Raw genomic sequence first — 16,430 nt, 5'->3', positions numbered from 1 at the left:
TTTAGAAAACTAAAAGTTTTTTTAGTTACTTCTGCGGATGATACTTTCCGAAATTTTAAAGTATATTTTTATGCTATGACCGTATAGGCGGCGACTGGGGAAGGAGCTAAAAATTGATGACCGTGAATGAGCTAAATAAATTTGTTTCGTATTGTAGAAAAATTCAACCTCAAACTCATGAGGACATTAAAAAATTTTTTGAAGGAGTGATCGTGTTTCCTTATGATAAGGAACTTCTATTACAGGCTTATTTATTTTTAAATATGAAAGATTTATTTCCTTCATGTGCTGAACTGTTGCTATTTGAAAAATCTCCAATTGCTGACTATACAGATTTAGGTAAGTGTGATTTTGTCTACCTAACATTTAAAGGTAGTCTATTTTTAATTGAAACTAAATTTATTGATACGGAAGCGACAGGAGCAACGGAGAGAAAAAGAAGAAATAAGCACAGGAACAAGGTATTTGAACAAGTTATTACCTTAAAAAGCCGATTTAGCCAATATTGGAATATGAGGCTTGATCAACTAGAGTGTGGGGTTTTTACAACAGATTCGGAAATAGCTTGGCGTGGAAATGGTGTAAATGTTGTAACAAAATCAATATCTATAAATCATCTTGAACAATGGCGTAAAAATTATAATAAAAGCGATACAGCTTATGAAATGAGTAAACTAATTAATCCCACTAATCGCTAATCATAGTTGGTACATTACCAGAATGTAATTAAATTAATATTTTCAGTTTGCAATAAGTGATTAATTATTACTAACTCCACTATAATTAACGAAGGATTTAGCTAGCTGACTGCAATTTTTGTAAATTGCGTGGTTTACTAACATAAACTATAAAAGCTGGCTTTGAAATCCCTTACCGGCGATATCTCGCATCTGTTGACAAACCCAGGTAGTTTTTCCAGCCCCAGATGAACCAGCAACGACAATAATGTTTGGTACAGACATAAATGTAATGATAATCATTTTTATATAATTTGGAATATAGTAGCAAGAAAATTGCTAACTTTACGAATGCCACACAGTTGTAGCATCTGGTTTATCTATGAGTTTTTACCTTCCCTGGTTCTTGCGGATAAAAAGGTTCTTTGCGAGGTGTGAGGGTGTTGTAAATTGTCAGAGTCATAAACATAGATGGACACAGATAATTTTCTGTCTTATCGGCGTCCATCTGTGCTGTTAAATTTAAGAAATGCCTGATACAGATATATTGGTAGGATATACAGCCATACACCCTTATAGCCAATTCATTTGTTGCAAAGATTTTTGGCAATGGTATGAGAAATTATTGCGCCTACCGTACCCCTACCGGAAAGTAAGCTAGGCGTAGCGTCTTGGAAGGAGAAGCTTTGAGCGGCGAAAGCCGCCGCGGGAGAATTTTTCGAGTTGAACACTACCAACCTTATAAGTTTTCCACTTGTTTGAGTTGTTGATGAATTTCATCAAGTGGCGATTCAGGTTCATCAAGACAAAATTCTAAAGCAAGTCTAACTTTTCCTTTTTTCCACCCCTCGGTACTAAATTGCAGAACTTCACAATTTAAGCCTTGAGTATACAGATTTGCTTCAACTGTTCCCTCTGCCCCAATATATTCTTTAATCGCTGCAATCAAATCACGGACTTTGAAAGTTTTAGCAATATCTAATTTATTAAAGGTGTCTGCTTCTATAGACACAACTTCATCGTGATTCAGTCTCTCGAATCCATCTCCCATAAAAATCTCCGATCGCTAAATCTATAGCTTCTACAGACATAGCAGCTCATCCGAAATAAAATGATGATTTTAAAGATTAGTGCTGCTTTCCCCCTCTTTGCCTGTGGAGAGAGGGAAAGGATAAGGTTTTTAGAAAAACCAACCGTAAGAATGCAAACCCTTACCCAAAAGATTTACACCCAGATAGCACACCCAGACAACAACAAAGCCAGCGGCGGCTAAAATTGCGGGACGACGCCCTTGCCAACCACGAGTAATTCTGGAGTGGAGGTAGGCGGCGAATACTAACCAGGTGATTAATGCCCAGGTTTCTTTGGGATCCCAACTCCAGTAGGAACCCCAAGCTTCATTTGCCCAAACACCACCAGCAATGATGCCAATTGTTAACAGGGGAAATCCCAAACCGATGACGCGATAACTGATGTTGTCGAGGGTTTCGGCGAGACTAAGGCGCTGGGGTGAAAGGGATTCTACAGATGCTATAACTTGGGACTCAGGGGCAGTTACTAAATTCAAAACAGCAGTGCTAGCGTTACCATTACCGTTGTTATTGCGCTCATTACGAGTAAAGCCATTATTTTCAACAGGGGGTGTTGGTGGTTGAGAAATCAATTCAGTTACTTTGTGCAAGCGATAACCATTGCTGCGATAGCCGCCAGTACCTACAGAACTACCTTGTAGTTGAATGTTTTGACCGCGAGTGACAATTAGAAAAGCGATCGCTAACAGAGAACCCACCATCAAAGCGGCATAACTCAGCATCATTACACTAACATGCATCATTAGCCAATTGGACTTTAAGGCAGGTACTAAAGGTTCTGACAGTTGCATTTCGGATGGTAGTGTCAAGGTAGCAAAAGCAGCGATCGCCATTGCCACAGGAGCTGTCACAACTCCCACTAAACGGCTACGGCTGTTATTTTCAGCAATTAGATGGACGGCGGTAATTCCCCAAGTTAGGAAAAACAGGGATTCATACAGATTACTCAAGGGAAAATAGCCAGCTTCTATCCATCGTGCTCCTAGTAGGGTGGCCATGCACAAATTAGCGATCGCCATCCCAGCTGTCCCCAAAGCGGCTAGATAAGGCAGATTCGGAAAAGCCGCCCCTACCCAATACACCAGCATAGTGAGGAATAATATGGCAAATGAGGCGTTGTCCAGCCAGTTCTGGAGTACAACCAGATTCATAAAGTGTTCTCCCCAGTGAATTAGTGAAAATATGGATTCTGACTGTTATGATCCTATCTGCTTAGAGGGTAATGGGGAATAGAGAATGGGGAATCGGGAAGATAGTAATTTTTGGCGTTGCTTACCCTGCTTTTTTATCTCCCCTTATTATCTGGAGTAGTTAAAGGGACTGGTTTACCAGATTTTTTCAGGTTGATAAAAACGTCGTAACGGTTACTACGATTGTCGCTAACAGCAGATGTTACCCCAATAGAACGCGTTGCTGCTAGCCAAGATTGTTGATTGGGAATGAGCGTTGGTAAAGGAAAATTTCTCACAGTTCGTTCCACATCCAGGAAAAATTGACCATTTGTTGGATTGGGTTCTGTAGGAACTGTTTGTTGGAAGGGGAGAGTGTTAGCTAATGGGTTGTTGGGTTTGGGCACAATTTTGCTAGAGATAGGAGCGCCTACAACTAAGAAAGCGACATCATCGTTTAACCACCCGTGGGTGGCGGTTAGTGTTCCATAAGGTGCAATCCAATTGGTAACGGGTTTGCCTGCGACTTTCCCTCGTTGAATCTGGAATTGATATTGATTTTTCATGACATCATCCAGTTTTTGTAAGGATGCTTCAGCTGATTTGCGTAGGCTTTGCCCACTGTAGGCATCGCTTGCCTGTACCATCAGCACTAAACCCGCACGAAAATCTTCTGGTGAACCTTCTTTTTGGGTAGTTGGAATCACTGAGATGGAAAACTCGCTCTTCATCCAGCTGAGTAAATCCTGATCTAAATCTAAATTGGTAAGAGATTTCACTCCACCGCGCAGTTGTTCTGGCGATATTGGTGAGAGAGGATTTCCTTGAGATGTTAAAACGTAGTCTCCCCACAATCGTTGTAAGTTTTCGCCAGACAGCATCATCAAGGTTTCTGCTGGTACACGGCTCTGCATTTTCCCACCTTTGTTTTCCACCGCTAGCACACGCTGGCTATTAGGGTTTAGCCAAGAAACGCCTTTTAAGCGGATTCCTGCTGACTCCAAAGTAATTGTCCCTGCTAAACCTTGGTTGCTCTGAAGTTGAGCCAGAACTTGAGCAGGTAAATGACGATTTGGAGAAGCAGCGGCTATTTTTGCTGCTGTTGGCACATTTACGTAAAACTGGGCAAAGGGTTGGTAGTTGGTAATTTTGGGGAAATTTTCGGCAAAGCCCCCAATTTTAGCTAAGGATGCTTTATTTTTGTAGGCGTCAATCGCTCTTTCAGTGGCTTTAGGATTATCAGTAATGACTAGAAAACGCCCGTCTAGTAATGCTGCTGAGAAGTTTTCCCCAGATTGTCCCTCATTTTGTTTGATGCTAATTCCTTGATATGTGCGGTCAATCCATTTGCCTTGTTTGAGGGTTTTAGGTTGTGCCAAAATGTTTTTAGCTATTTCTGGGCTTTTCACAGGCAGCACGATTATCATCGACTGCTGACTACTAGCCGCATCTCCATCAGTAGCAATTGGTTTAGGTGCAGATTTACTTGCTGCTTGGGGGGCAAGAATTGCGATTGTGACTTCCTCGCCTACCCAAGGAGCGATATCTTTTTGGAAGTCATAACCATTATTAGTCAGAAAGCGATCGCGCAACTGCACTAGATTTTTATCCAGTTCTGCTTGGGTTTCTTGTGTCCCAAACTCCCGTAATTTTTGCCACTGCTTGGAATCTGTTGTTAAAGAAACCGTAAACAGGGCATCTTTAGGGATAATATTTGCACCTACTGGCAAATTTCTCAAAGATGGCTGTCCCTGGGTTAAAAACCAGTATGCTGCACTTCCCGCACCAATCAATAACCCAGCAGACGAGAGCGTCAACACCAGAGATGGTTTCTTTTTTTTCTTCATCGGAACAGACACAATAGGCAGTGCCATTGAAACCTACACCTCATACTTGCAAACTAATTACTTGCTTGATTGACTCAACCAAAAGGTTTCCCGTTAGTCTAGGGCAGCTAATTAAATCAATTTCTCTACCCTGGAAGTTAATGATAATTCGGAAATAAAGCTTCCCTACTGTCTCAAAAGCAGTGTTTTTGTAGTTAGTTGTCTTTTTTAAGACGCTTTGTCGAATTAGTACTGAGCTGCTGCGTGATAACAAACATTTTTGAATTGTTGGTCAATTTAAGTAGGATTATGCTACAGCATTAACGGCATTCATGGGCCCCAAATATTTGGTTAAATAAGGTGAGAAAACTTCATAAATCAAGGTGAGTGGCTGTCCATGATGCCAAAACAAATAGTGGCGGCCCCAAAAAGGCCCGCTTTCATCAAAGCCTGACTGTAGCGCATCTGAGTAACCGTAATAAATTCCTTGGACATCTCGATACAACTCTGTGCGGAGACGAGCTAAACTCGCCCAAATTGGTAATGAACGGTTTTGCAAATACTCATCTACATGACTAGCTTCCCACCACGAGGTGGCATAAGCCAATCGTTGACCTGAGGGGGTACGTAGCCACACCTGTCGCCGCAGTCGTGGCCCTGGGACAGCTTGAATTAAATCAGGGGCATCATCTAAGTCCATGCCAATCAATGACATGTCGATGACATCTACTTCTGTTGGCTTGCCTGTAAGCAATTCTAAGTGCCTTGTCGGCGAGCCGTCGCCTAAAAGTAGCATTTGCCAAGTTGGTGCTAGCTGTGTGTGAGGCAAACCTTTTTGAATGACTACATCCCCACCTTGCCAAATCGGAGTGAGGCGATGCCACGCTGTTGGCAGTGTTAAGTTGTCTGTTAGCGTAAAAGTAGTAGTCAATGCTTTTTACAAAACTTCACTTATCTCTATAAAAGCATAAAATATCAGAGCTAAGTCTAAGTAAAAGTAAAAGTCAAAAGTCTAAGGTTTTTTTGACCCTTGACTATTGACTTTTGACTGGTATTTAAACAATGCGGATGGCGAGACTCGAACTCGCAAGCCAAAGGCACACGCACCTCAAGCGTGCGCGTATACCAATTCCGCCACATCCGCATGGGTTGTCTAAATACAGAATATAGCATATCAAAATAATTATAGTAAGGTGATATCTAAGTTAAAGCTCCCAAAAATTTAAGTGTACGGTTTCACAAATTTCCTGAACACAGATATCAGACTGAGAGAAATTTAGCAGCTGCACAAGTGATATTTAAAGGGATAGAGGCACGGTGCGATCGCTCCCTTAGATTCGGCACAAGCGTAAAACCTTCTAGATTTGGCGCTAGCAGTTTCGCTGTTGCGATCGCAAGAACCTAGTTCGGGAAACTGGCAAAGCTTGACAGCAGCAATGTTGTTAGTCTAGTTAAGACCCGTAAAGGCAGCAAGCCCGATCCTATACTCTGCTGAAGATTAAGGTTGGAAATCTCCTGTCATAATTTGAAATATAGCGGAAGTTTTATTTCAAATTGGATGGAAGAAAATGACAATCTACTGGTACTGATATCGAAACTAAAAAATGAAGTTTGACAAAATATTAATTGCCAATCGGGGAGAAATCGCCCTTCGCATTCTCCGCGCCTGTGAAGAAATGGGGATTGCGACAGTTGCGATTCACTCCACTGTTGACCGTAATGCTCTCCACGTGCAGCTTGCTGATGAAGCGGTTTGCATTGGTGAACCTGCTAGCAGTAAAAGTTATTTGAATATTCCCAATATTATTGCTGCCGCATTGACGCGCAATGCCAGCGCCATTCATCCTGGTTATGGCTTTTTAGCAGAAAATGCCCGGTTTGCAGAAATTTGTGCTGACCATCATATTGCCTTTATTGGGCCAACTCCAGAAGCCATCAGGCGAATGGGGGATAAATCCACTGCTAAAGAAACCATGCAAAGGGCTGGAGTGCCAACTGTACCAGGTAGTGAAGGATTAATAGAATCTGAGCAAGAAGGATTGGCATTCGCCAAGGATATCGGCTATCCAGTAATGATCAAAGCTACAGCTGGTGGTGGTGGACGAGGTATGCGTCTTGTCCGTGCTGAAAGCGAATTTGTCAAATTACTTATGGCAGCCCAAGGGGAAGCAGGAGCAGCTTTTGGCAATTCTGGCGTTTATATAGAAAAATTTATTGAACGTCCGCGCCACATCGAATTTCAAATTTTGGCAGATAACTACGGTAATGTTATTCACTTAGGTGAACGAGATTGCTCGATTCAGCGTCGGAATCAAAAGCTACTGGAAGAAGCTCCTAGCCCTGCTCTCGATTCTGAACTGCGAGAGAAAATGGGACAAGCTGCTATCAAAGCTGCCCAGTTTATCAACTACACTGGGGCGGGCACCATTGAGTTTCTCCTAGATCAATCCGGTAAATTTTACTTTATGGAAATGAATACCCGGATTCAAGTGGAGCATCCAGTAACAGAGATGATTACAGGGATAGACTTAGTTGCTGAGCAAATCCGAATTGCCCAAGGAGAAAAGCTCAAGCTTACCCAAGACCAAGTAGTTTTGCAGGGTCATGCGATCGAATGTCGGATCAATGCCGAAGATCCCGATCATGACTTCCGGCCTTCCCCTGGACGTATCAGCGGCTATCTGCCTCCAGGAGGCCCCGGTGTGCGGATTGATTCTCATGTTTACACAGATTACCAAATCCCGCCTTACTACGACTCCCTGATTGGCAAGTTAATTGTTTGGGCCCCAGACCGACCAACTGCTATTAACCGGATGAAACGCGCACTGCGGGAGTGTGCCATTACCGGACTTCCTACTACCATCCCGTTTCATCAAAAAATTATGGAAACTCCGCAGTTTTTGCAGGGTAATATCTATACCAATTTTGTGCAGGAGATGAACAGCTAAAAGACTGGGGAATAGATTGGTGAAAGGAGTAAGGGGGGAAAAGGGAAGAACCTTACCCTTTAACCTTTCTACCTCTTCCCCAATGCCCAATGCCCAATGCCCAATGCCCAATGCCCAATGCCTAACTTACACGAGACAGCATGGTTAGCAATCCTTGTTGACCTAGCAAAATTTCTCGCACCAGACTGAAGATACCAACCCAAATGATCGGAGTAATGTCCACTCCGCCTATAGGTGGTACTAGCTTTCGCAAGGGCACTAAAAAGGGTTCAGTGGGCCAGGCTATTAAATTAAAGGGTAAACGATTCAGATCCACTTGCGGATACCAAGTGAGAATTATACGGAAAATAAACAAAAACGTCATTAGCCCCAATACGGGGCCGAGAATCCAAGCAGTCAGGTTAGCACCAGTCATCAGTTTGAGTAACTATCTGTGAACAAAGGAAGAACTATGGCGAACGGAATTGTCAAAATTTTTTAAGCTTTGTAAAGTACTCTCTTATTTTATTTCAATACCTAATACGGATTAACAATGATTTGTGATGGCGGTTATTAAGTTTGGTCGCTCATGCTCAGAGGCTTCTCAAGAAAGTAATACACCATTAGAATTATTATGAAGTGTGTAAAAAAAGGTTGAGAACTATGACGCCTTCTTTAGCAAATTTTCTTTGGAGTTTGATTTTTGGTGCTGCAATTGTAGTTATCCCTGCTACAGTTGGTCTAATTTTCATTAGCCAGAAAGATAAAATCCAGCGTTCATAATGTTTGGGTGAGTCGCTTGGACTCTTATAATCGATTGTCTGTCAGCTATTTATCTTAATTGCACCAAGCGCAGCAATTTTTCCCCTTGAGGGCGGTTGTAGCTGACATACATCGGCTTTTTTAGCTTTCGGTGGATAGCTTCAGAGCTTCTTTGCCAGATGCTTTGAAGCTTCAATATATTGCGCCTAATTAGAGTAGTGATTTTAATTGTGACTCGCTAACATAGATTTGATATTGGGAAAACAGCAATGATCAATTTTGGGCTGAACTCAGCCAGTGTTCTGGCTCAGGTAAATTTTGGGGCAAACTCAGCCAGTATTCTAGGAATTTTCCTGGCTGTGGCTGGGGCAGCACTGTATTTTCTCCGCACTGTGCGTCCTGAACTGTCAAGAGATCAAGATATCTTTTTTGCCGCAGTGGGTTTATTGTGCGGTTTTATTCTCGTCTTCCAAGGGTGGCGGCTAGACCCAATTTTACAATTTGGGCAGTTGCTTTTAGTCGGTTCAACTGTGTTTTTTGCTGTTGAAAGTATTCGCCTGCGAAGTATAGCTACTCAGCAAGCTAAGCGCAACACTCCGATTGTGGACGATGAGCGAGAAGTAAGCCGAAACTATTCGTACAATGATCGCAGAAAGTATCAGGCTGAGATGGATGCAGACTTAGAGCCACTACCTTATGAGGAAGAGGAGCGGCCCGTGCGTCCTCGGATTCGAGGCAGCAGGGATGAGATTTCATCTCGTGATGACTACTACGAGGATCAAGCTCCCCGCCGTTCAGAACGCCGCAAAGGTAGCGAAAGTGCAGAAGTCGGGGATAGAGGGCGTCGGCGTAATTCTGGGCGTCCAGTGAATCGCACTTCTGAAAGGCTTGAAGAAGAAAATTGGGGTTCTTCCTCAAAAGAAGTTGATGATTGGGACAGTTCAGGCGGAGAAATTAGAAAACCTTCTCGTCGTAGTAATAATAATGGGCCACAGCGGCCAGAAAATCGCGAGGACGATGTTGCTCCCACTAGACCAAAAAGGCGTCGTCCGCCAACTGACTCGTCTCCTCGAAGAGTGCGCGAAGATGATGAGGCAATACCGACTGAATATGTACCCTACAATCCCATTGAAAAGCCAAATGAGGAGCCAGACAATTCAACCGATTTTGATGATGTCTAAAATAGCCAAGGTGCAGGGAGACTGAAAGACGACGGAACACAGTTGAGGTGAAAAAATTTACGTCTAGATTTTGGCTCCAAAGACCAACTTGTTGGAGCCTAGTTTTTAGCTTGATAGGTTTACTTGTAGCTTGTAATTCTAATGATATTCCTATGGGGCCTACTTCCCTCAACAGTCGCTACACCGAGGAGCAACCTGGTTTGAGTGGAAATGGGCGCTTTTTAGCATTTGTATCTAACCGAAATGGGAACCATCAACTGCTGGTGTACAACTTGGAGGAGCAAAGGTTAATTCGCATACCGGGCTTAAATCGACCGGAGACAATTGCTGAAAGTCCAAGTTTGAGCTACACCGGGCGTTACATTGCTTATATTACTAGTGACCAAGGTAGGCCAGTGGTGGCGCTTTACGATCGCGCTACGCAACAGTCGCAAATCCTCACCCCAACCTATCGTGGCTGGGTAAAAAATCCTAATATCAGCCCAGATGGACGTTATGTTGTCTTTGAAACTGCCAGTCGTGGTCAGTGGGATATTGAAGTACTAGACCGTGGCCCGAATATAGAGTTAGATATTCCTAACGGTGCAACCGTTGGTTCACCTCCGTAGAGAAAGAGATAAGGGAGCAGAAGGAGCAACAGAAGCTAGCAAGAAATTCTTGACCCTTGTAGAGACGCGATTAATCGCGTTTCTACTTTTGACCATTGACTACGGGCTAAATATTATGAAACGCTTTATTTTTATACCTGTATTTATATGCTCAGGTTTGTTGAGTGGATGTTTTGGCTACCCTCGCCTGTTGAATTATCCCTTTGATCCAGGGGGTAGGGGTCTTAACAGTCTAGCTTCGGAATTAGAACCTCAAATTTCTAGGAGATACATTGTTTTTATTTCCGACCGACGGGGTAGCCAAGATGTTTATATGTTTGATACGGTAACTCGTAATTTGGTTGATTTGCCAGGTTTAAACTCTTTTGATACGATCGCAACTCATCCTAGTGTTTCCGAAAATGGTCGTTACATTGTGTTTGCTGCTAGTCGTCAAGGGCGATCAGCTATTTTTCTTTACGATCAGGAAACACGCCAGTCACGTAATTTAACTACTACCCTGCAAGCAGAAGTTCGCAACCCTACAATTAGCGCTGATGGTAGTAGGATTGCTTTTGAATCTAGTAATAACGGGCAGTGGGATATTTTAGTGTATAACCGTTCTGGACAACCGTTAAACATACCTCAAGAACCGCGTTGAAGTTGGTGGTTGGGGACTGGGGACTAGGCACTGGTGATTGGGGAAGAGTTTCCCAATACCTAAAATATCTAATCTTTAAGACTAAATACCCAATACCCAATCCCTAATCCCTAGTCCCCAGTTCTAGGGTGTTGTTGCACAGATTCAATTAGCGATCGCACTTGTTGTGTTCCTTGGGAAGGTTCAAATGACATGGGGAATTTACCTCGGCATAACATCCTGAAACCTAAAGGTGCAAGACTAAGTAATCCTTTGAGATCTCGAAAGTAGTTACCGACAACTTGTAAACCAAACTGACGTTCATCAATCCAACCACCTTCTTTAACTAAGTCTATTAATACTTTACGGTGGCGAATTGAGCGACTGTTATCAGCTTGTTTAAGTGTGAGAATTTCCTGTTTAATTTTGGTGATTTGTTCTAGTGGTGCGACTTCCATTGGACAAACTGAGTCGCAATACAAACAACGAGTGCAACCCCAAACTCCTTTAGTGCCTTCGTTGTAGCTTTCTAAGCGATTTTCAGTGTTGCGATCGCGCGAATCTGCTACCATCCGGTAAGCTTTGGCAAGGGCGTGGGGGCCAACGAAATCTGGATTGACTTCACGGGCATTGCACTCAGAGTAGCAAGCACCGCACATAATACAGTTGCCAGTTTGATCAAGTTGCGATCGCTCTAGTGGTGTTTGCAAAAACTCTCTTTCTGGTACTTGTCGCGCGGCCGTACTCACATAAGGAGCTACTGCTTCTAAATTATTCCAGAAACTGCTCATATCCACGACCAAATCTTTAATCACGGGCATATTGCCTAGAGGGGCTACTGTGATTTCTGGAATGGCACTTGCTTTACTTGCCAATGATGGTATCTGTTGTAATCTAGCAAGTTCACTGCCAATATTTTCCTTACAAGCTAAAACTGAACGTCCATTGATTCGCATAGCACAGCTGCCACAAATCGTATTACGACAGTTTTTGCGAAACGCCAATGTTCCATCTTGCTCCCACTTAATCCGATTGAGACAATCCAGAATTGTATTACCAGATTCTGTCTCTAAAAGGTAAGTTTGCACAATAGGAGAGGAATTTTCTTGTTGCCGAATGACCTTAAAAATAACTTTCATTGCTACCAACCAAAGTCTTAAAATTTTCTTATCTGCCCTAGAGTTCACGAGTCAGGGCAGATGATTGCAAAAAAAATGAATTTACTCTATGCTGCCCTTTATTCAATGCCAGGTGTTAATAGGCTGATGATTAAAAGGTCACTGATTCTAATTTAAGGATAACCATTAAAATTTTAGTTGTAATAACGCAGCAAGAAACATTTATCTCAAGCTCCACGCCCAAAAACCAAAGATATTATTGTGGTTTCGCATTTAATTTACTTGTTTGGGAGTGTATGGAAGAGATACTTCATCTGTAGTCAGACTTGTATTCATACCGGAAATAGGGAGAATCTTTGAATTAAATACGTACATATTAGGTTATTACTGCATCTTGATGTCAACTTGAGTTTAGCAGCAGTGGCAGGAGAAATCTCTTAAGCTGTGGCAAATCAAAAATTTTTTGGTTATGCAGAAGTGTTAAAGCGGATATCAACATCTAGTGGTGGCAATAAAGCACCAGGCAGATATAGGAAGATTTATTCTTCCCACAGATGGACGTGCAGAATTCTATGACTGCTTTCAAAGAAAAGTTCTCGCGCTGGGAACCCCGAATGCGTGAGACTTTTCGCTTTTTGTCTACTCTCAATCAAGAAAATGTTGGATTTAACTCATTGGACAAAACTACTCATCTACATTAGATGAACTTTTATAAAAGCCATACCACAATACTCACTAGCCAATGCAGCGGGAGGAAAATCCTCACTACTTTTTCTCTTCTCAAGTCCAGGAATTTAGATAAAAGTTTACCTGCAATTTTAATTCAAAATTAAACAACAATTTTGCTATTATTAGTCCATGCTAGTATTTAATATAAAATTACGAAGTAACAAAAGCAGAATCAATAGCCGCGCTTATGCGTCTACTACTGCTTTGTTTATTCGTAGGGTAGAGACAATAAAATTCATGTCTCTACTGGCAGAACAAAAGGGTGTATGCCCGTAGTACCCTATTCAAATACTATGCTGTCCTAAGCTTGAGAGGACGAGTAGGGAAAAATCTACAATTTCAGGGCAACAAAGGTAAGCACTAAAAGTGAAAAACCTGCAATTGCTTGGGTCTACGACTTATTTGTAGTAGAACTCATTCAATTTGTAAAGGTGGCTTCAAGTTACGCCGCTACAGTAGCGCCAGAAGAGAAAATAATTTAATTTTCGATGGCGAATGATGGTTGAAAGTGCCGTAAAATCACCGAAATAAATATCTGTGATAACTGTGACCTCTAAATCTATTGTGGACAACCATAATAGAGGTGCTTGTGTCTCCTATCAACAGAAATTAACCCTTCACCCTAGGGTTCCTAGAAGCTCTATGCAGATGCTAAAAAGCTAAATACTGGCATGAGACGACATTGTTTATCAGTTTGGAGAGAGTAAGGAAAATTTGAGCATAATGACTGAAACTGCAACTGCGCCATTAACCGGAAAAGCACTACTTGCTAAAGTAAAAGAACTTTCCACTTTACCACGACGAGAAAGAGCTAAGCAGTGCGGCTATTACACTGTTACTAAGAATAACCAGGTTCGTGTCAATCTCACAGATTTTTATGACGCCTTATTGTCGGCTAGGGGAATTCCTCTAAGTCCAGAGGCACCTAAAGATGGTCGGGGTCGTGAACCGACATATCGGGTTAGCGTCCATCAAAACGGTCAGATTGTAATTGGTGCCACCTACACCAAAGCAATGGGCTTAAAGCCTGGAGATGAGTTTGAAATTAGACTGGGATACAAGCATATTCACCTGATTCAACTTGGTGAAACTGATAAAAAGGGAACCTCACTAGATTTAGACTCTGACGAATCAGACGAAGAAGATTTTGACGAGGAGGAGTAAATTCTTCTAATGGTAGGGATAAGTTTAAGGTGAATGCTTGATAACTTATCCTTGCCCTTACATAAAACGGATAGTTCTCTTTTAAGAATTTTGTTCCAGCAAAAAATACGATTAGGCCCCTTGCGGAATTCACAAATTTTAGTAGAGTCTTGATTAATAACCAAGAAATCTATTTTGCAAGAAGTCTATCGTGTTTTTTTTTATCTATTTTGATAATGTTTTTTGAAGCTTTAGTGAATACTTTACTGGCATTTATGGAAAATGCACCAGCACTAGTTGTAGTGATGGTATTTTCTATTTTCTGGGTAGGGTGTTGGTTGCCAGTAGCAGTAGTATTAGCGTTCCGATTCAATTGGCAACCCACCAAACCTTTGCAGCCAGAGCAAAAGTTGCCGTTACTTGTGTCACTCTACTTATTAGCCCCCTTGATTCTCTGGGGAATTAGTTGGTTAACAAATACATCTTTCTCAGATTACGGCTTTGTTGCTAATCTTTCAATGCTAGGTTCTTTAGCACTGGGTTTTGGTTTGGGAGTGCTGAGTCTAGCTGTTGTGTTTAGTGGGCAATTTGGGCTGGGTTGGTGTTCTTTTCAATGGTCGAATATCAAGTTACTACCACCCATCTTATTACCGATTTTGCTGATAGCGTTGTTAGTCGGCGGTATAGAAGAGTTGATTTTTCGTGGTTTCTTATTCACTGAATTAGCGCAGGATTACCCAATTTGGGTAACAGCGGCAATTTCTAGCTCAATTTTTGCTGTTCTACACCTGGTTTGGGAGCAAAGCGAAACCATACCTCAAATTCCTGGACTATGGTTGATGGGAATGGTGCTGGTGTTAGCACGGTTTGTTGATCGTGGCAATTTAGGTATAGCTTGGGGGTTGCACGCGGGATGGGTATGGGCGATCGCTACCATAGACACAGCAGAACTAGTTACTTATACAGCTAAAGTCTCCGAATGGTTCACAGGTAAGAACACAAAACCTTTAGCCGGCTTGGCAGGAATTATTTGTATACTCGCAACTGGAGTAATTCTTTGGTTGTATTTAATTTGGCTTGGTGTATAGACGCCAGGTTATACAAGTAGAAGTTCAGATCGTGATCTGAACTTCACTGATTTTGAGAAAAGTTGGAGCGGCTTGTTGCCTGACATCTGAACTTCTCCTATACTCGCCGCTGCGCTCAAGGTAATTTGGAATTCCGCGTTCCTTACAAGGTAGCGTACTAGCCCCCAAAACCAGGAATTAAACGTTTCAAGGCGCGACCAGCAACATCGCCATAGCGCAATTCACCACATAGGATCTTACCCATAATCTGAGCACCGGAGGGGCGCTTGACACCAACTTTGTAGCCGATGCCGGGGAAGCGATAGAATGCTCCAGCTAATTTTTGTGCCCAAGCCATTTCACTACCCCATTGTTCATTAATGGCATCGCTGTATTTTTCTAAAGCGTTGATGTCACCAGAAAGAGCCTCATTAATGGCTCCTGCTGCGAGTAAACCACTAAAAATTGAAGGGCGAATGCCTTCTGCTGTCATGGGATCAACTACGCAAGCGGCTTCTCCAGCCAAAACCGCATTTTGAGTATGCAACTTTTGATTGCCATCCCACAGGCAAATCGGATGACCATACTGCTTGCTAGTTTTGACATCTACGTTAAATGATTGAGCGTACTCATCCAAAATCTTCTTGAAGTCTTGGGGTTCGCCCCCGATGAAAGTACCGACACCAATTGAATAACCTTCAGCTTTCGGAAAATTCCAGATGTAGCCGTTTTTCACCAAGCCAAACTCAAAGTGAATTGTGGATTTGTTCTGCACAGTTGCAGGAACTTCTGCCTCTAAAGCTCCTGCTAGACGACGTTTGCGTTCTTTGAAGCCTAGCCATTTTGCCATTGGCCCCTTAGCACCATCAGCAGCGATTAAATAACGTCCTGTAACTGGGCCATTGGCTGTATGAACTTGCCAATAGTCGCTTTTAAACTCAATACCAGTTACTTCCGTATTATCTTGCAGTTGGGCCCCTTGTTTCTGCGCTTGCTGCACTAGGAAATGGTCAAAAACATCTCGTTGCACCATCCAGACTGGTTCTTTAGTTGCAATTTTCGCTTCTACGGGGTCGCCCAATTTCCAGGTAAAGCGCAGGGAATCTGCTTTCAAAGAAATGGCTGGGCTAAAGTCGAAGTCAAACCATTGGGCGATCGCTGGTGATACACCACCACCACAAGGTTTATATCTTGGCAGGGATTCTTTTTCCAAAACTAATACTGAGCGACCCTGTTTGGCTAAATGATATGCAGCTGTTCCACCAGATGGCCCAGCGCCGATGATGATGCAGTCGTACATATAGCTGAACTTTTGCTCCTAAATTATTTGATCTTTCAGTGTATCTCTGTACTCTACAAAGATGTAGTTTGACTAGAATTTAACTGAATTTTAAAATTTACTGCTAAAAATTCTATAGCATTCAGCCTTACTTAGTTAAATATTTAACTATTTTTCTAGTAAATATTTGGATGTAAAAACTCTGCATTATGGGGCATGGGGCATGGGGCATGG

15 protein-coding genes and 1 tRNA gene are annotated in these 16,430 nt (G+C 42.3%); 8 read left to right on the top strand and 8 right to left on the bottom strand.

Features of this window, described 5'->3' with window-relative positions:
- The first annotated feature begins 116 nt into the window (after positions 1-116).
- On the top strand, positions 117-698 hold the full coding sequence (locus tag IQ246_RS16565) for a hypothetical protein (RefSeq protein WP_194004447.1): 582 nt from the start codon (positions 117-119) through the stop codon (positions 696-698).
- Positions 699-1,416: 718 nt separating this feature from the next.
- On the opposite strand, the gene IQ246_RS16560 is transcribed toward IQ246_RS16565, so the two are convergent.
- From IQ246_RS16560 to IQ246_RS16540, 5 genes are all read right to left on the bottom strand, one after another.
- Positions 1,417-1,728: a KGK domain-containing protein gene (locus IQ246_RS16560; protein WP_194004446.1), complete on the bottom strand. Its 312-nt coding sequence runs from the start codon at positions 1,726-1,728 to the stop codon at positions 1,417-1,419.
- A gap of 129 nt (positions 1,729-1,857) precedes the next feature.
- Positions 1,858-2,919 (bottom strand): c-type cytochrome biogenesis protein CcsB, encoded by a 1,062-nt coding sequence (ccsB, locus tag IQ246_RS16555; RefSeq protein WP_194004445.1) that lies wholly within the window; start codon positions 2,917-2,919, stop codon positions 1,858-1,860.
- A 134-nt stretch (positions 2,920-3,053) separates the two neighbouring features.
- A complete protein-coding gene (locus IQ246_RS16550) occupies positions 3,054-4,811 on the bottom strand; it encodes a DUF3352 domain-containing protein (protein WP_194004444.1) in 1,758 nt (585 codons plus the stop codon).
- Positions 4,812-5,070: 259 nt separating this feature from the next.
- Positions 5,071-5,694, bottom strand: a complete 624-nt coding sequence (locus IQ246_RS16545; RefSeq protein ID WP_194004443.1) for a chorismate lyase — start codon at positions 5,692-5,694, stop codon at positions 5,071-5,073.
- A 132-nt stretch (positions 5,695-5,826) separates the two neighbouring features.
- Positions 5,827-5,907, bottom strand: a tRNA-Leu gene (locus IQ246_RS16540).
- A 460-nt stretch (positions 5,908-6,367) separates the two neighbouring features.
- Between IQ246_RS16540 and accC the strand changes: the two genes are divergently transcribed.
- Positions 6,368-7,711, top strand: a complete 1,344-nt coding sequence (gene accC / locus IQ246_RS16535) for an acetyl-CoA carboxylase biotin carboxylase subunit (RefSeq protein ID WP_194004442.1) — start codon at positions 6,368-6,370, stop codon at positions 7,709-7,711.
- A 121-nt stretch (positions 7,712-7,832) separates the two neighbouring features.
- Here accC and IQ246_RS16530 read toward each other — a convergent pair whose 3' ends face one another.
- Positions 7,833-8,126 carry a YggT family protein gene (locus tag IQ246_RS16530; protein WP_194004441.1) on the bottom strand — a complete coding sequence of 98 codons (294 nt, stop codon included), beginning with the start codon at positions 8,124-8,126 and terminating at the stop codon, positions 7,833-7,835.
- A 227-nt stretch (positions 8,127-8,353) separates the two neighbouring features.
- On the opposite strand from IQ246_RS16530, the gene psbX reads away from it, so the two are divergent.
- The 4 genes from psbX (at position 8,354) to IQ246_RS16510 (ending at position 10,881) form a co-directional block, all read left to right on the top strand.
- Positions 8,354-8,473 (top strand): photosystem II reaction center X protein, encoded by a 120-nt coding sequence (psbX, locus tag IQ246_RS16525; RefSeq protein ID WP_194004440.1) that lies wholly within the window; start codon positions 8,354-8,356, stop codon positions 8,471-8,473.
- A gap of 248 nt (positions 8,474-8,721) precedes the next feature.
- Complete coding sequence (locus IQ246_RS16520; protein ID WP_194004439.1) at positions 8,722-9,633, top strand: Ycf66 family protein; 912 nt, start codon at positions 8,722-8,724, stop codon at positions 9,631-9,633.
- A gap of 47 nt (positions 9,634-9,680) precedes the next feature.
- Positions 9,681-10,241: a PD40 domain-containing protein gene (locus IQ246_RS16515; protein ID WP_194004438.1), complete on the top strand. Its 561-nt coding sequence runs from the start codon at positions 9,681-9,683 to the stop codon at positions 10,239-10,241.
- 115 nt (positions 10,242-10,356) lie between these two features.
- Positions 10,357-10,881, top strand: a complete 525-nt coding sequence (locus tag IQ246_RS16510) for a PD40 domain-containing protein (protein WP_194004459.1) — start codon at positions 10,357-10,359, stop codon at positions 10,879-10,881.
- Positions 10,882-10,991: 110 nt separating this feature from the next.
- On the opposite strand, the gene IQ246_RS16505 is transcribed toward IQ246_RS16510, so the two are convergent.
- Positions 10,992-11,999: a succinate dehydrogenase/fumarate reductase iron-sulfur subunit gene (locus IQ246_RS16505; protein WP_194004437.1), complete on the bottom strand. Its 1,008-nt coding sequence runs from the start codon at positions 11,997-11,999 to the stop codon at positions 10,992-10,994.
- Between the two features lie 1,431 nt (positions 12,000-13,430).
- On the opposite strand from IQ246_RS16505, the gene IQ246_RS16500 reads away from it, so the two are divergent.
- On the top strand, positions 13,431-13,871 hold the full coding sequence (locus IQ246_RS16500; protein WP_194004436.1) for an AbrB family transcriptional regulator: 441 nt from the start codon (positions 13,431-13,433) through the stop codon (positions 13,869-13,871).
- A 215-nt stretch (positions 13,872-14,086) separates the two neighbouring features.
- Complete coding sequence (locus tag IQ246_RS16495) at positions 14,087-14,938, top strand: CPBP family intramembrane glutamic endopeptidase (RefSeq protein WP_244142061.1); 852 nt, start codon at positions 14,087-14,089, stop codon at positions 14,936-14,938.
- A gap of 157 nt (positions 14,939-15,095) precedes the next feature.
- Here the strand turns inward: IQ246_RS16495 and IQ246_RS16490 are convergent, their stop codons facing one another.
- Positions 15,096-16,217: a geranylgeranyl reductase family protein gene (locus IQ246_RS16490; protein ID WP_194004435.1), complete on the bottom strand. Its 1,122-nt coding sequence runs from the start codon at positions 16,215-16,217 to the stop codon at positions 15,096-15,098.
- Positions 16,218-16,430 lie beyond the last annotated feature (213 nt).

The organism is aff. Roholtiella sp. LEGE 12411 (genome assembly GCF_015206995.1).
Lineage (GTDB): Bacteria > Cyanobacteriota > Cyanobacteriia > Cyanobacteriales > Nostocaceae > Komarekiella.
The sequence above is the reverse complement of the archived record's forward strand: the minus strand, read 5'-3'. Positions and strand labels throughout refer to the sequence as shown.

Coding starts and splice junctions, on each gene's coding strand:
- IQ246_RS16560 (WP_194004446.1), bottom strand. CDS start 1,728: ATGGGAGATGGATTCGAGAGACTGAATCACGATGAAGTTGTGTCTATA.
- psbX (WP_194004440.1), top strand. CDS start 8,354: ATGACGCCTTCTTTAGCAAATTTTCTTTGGAGTTTGATTTTTGGTGCT.
- IQ246_RS16565 (WP_194004447.1), top strand. CDS start 117: ATGACCGTGAATGAGCTAAATAAATTTGTTTCGTATTGTAGAAAAATT.
- IQ246_RS16550 (WP_194004444.1), bottom strand. CDS start 4,811: ATGGCACTGCCTATTGTGTCTGTTCCGATGAAGAAAAAAAAGAAACCA.
- ccsB (WP_194004445.1), bottom strand. CDS start 2,919: ATGAATCTGGTTGTACTCCAGAACTGGCTGGACAACGCCTCATTTGCC.
- IQ246_RS16500 (WP_194004436.1), top strand. CDS start 13,431: ATGACTGAAACTGCAACTGCGCCATTAACCGGAAAAGCACTACTTGCT.
- IQ246_RS16530 (WP_194004441.1), bottom strand. CDS start 8,126: ATGACTGGTGCTAACCTGACTGCTTGGATTCTCGGCCCCGTATTGGGG.
- IQ246_RS16510 (WP_194004459.1), top strand. CDS start 10,357: ATGAAACGCTTTATTTTTATACCTGTATTTATATGCTCAGGTTTGTTG.
- IQ246_RS16505 (WP_194004437.1), bottom strand. CDS start 11,999: ATGAAAGTTATTTTTAAGGTCATTCGGCAACAAGAAAATTCCTCTCCT.
- IQ246_RS16490 (WP_194004435.1), bottom strand. CDS start 16,217: ATGTACGACTGCATCATCATCGGCGCTGGGCCATCTGGTGGAACAGCT.
- IQ246_RS16495 (WP_244142061.1), top strand. CDS start 14,087: ATGTTTTTTGAAGCTTTAGTGAATACTTTACTGGCATTTATGGAAAAT.
- accC (WP_194004442.1), top strand. CDS start 6,368: ATGAAGTTTGACAAAATATTAATTGCCAATCGGGGAGAAATCGCCCTT.
- IQ246_RS16520 (WP_194004439.1), top strand. CDS start 8,722: ATGATCAATTTTGGGCTGAACTCAGCCAGTGTTCTGGCTCAGGTAAAT.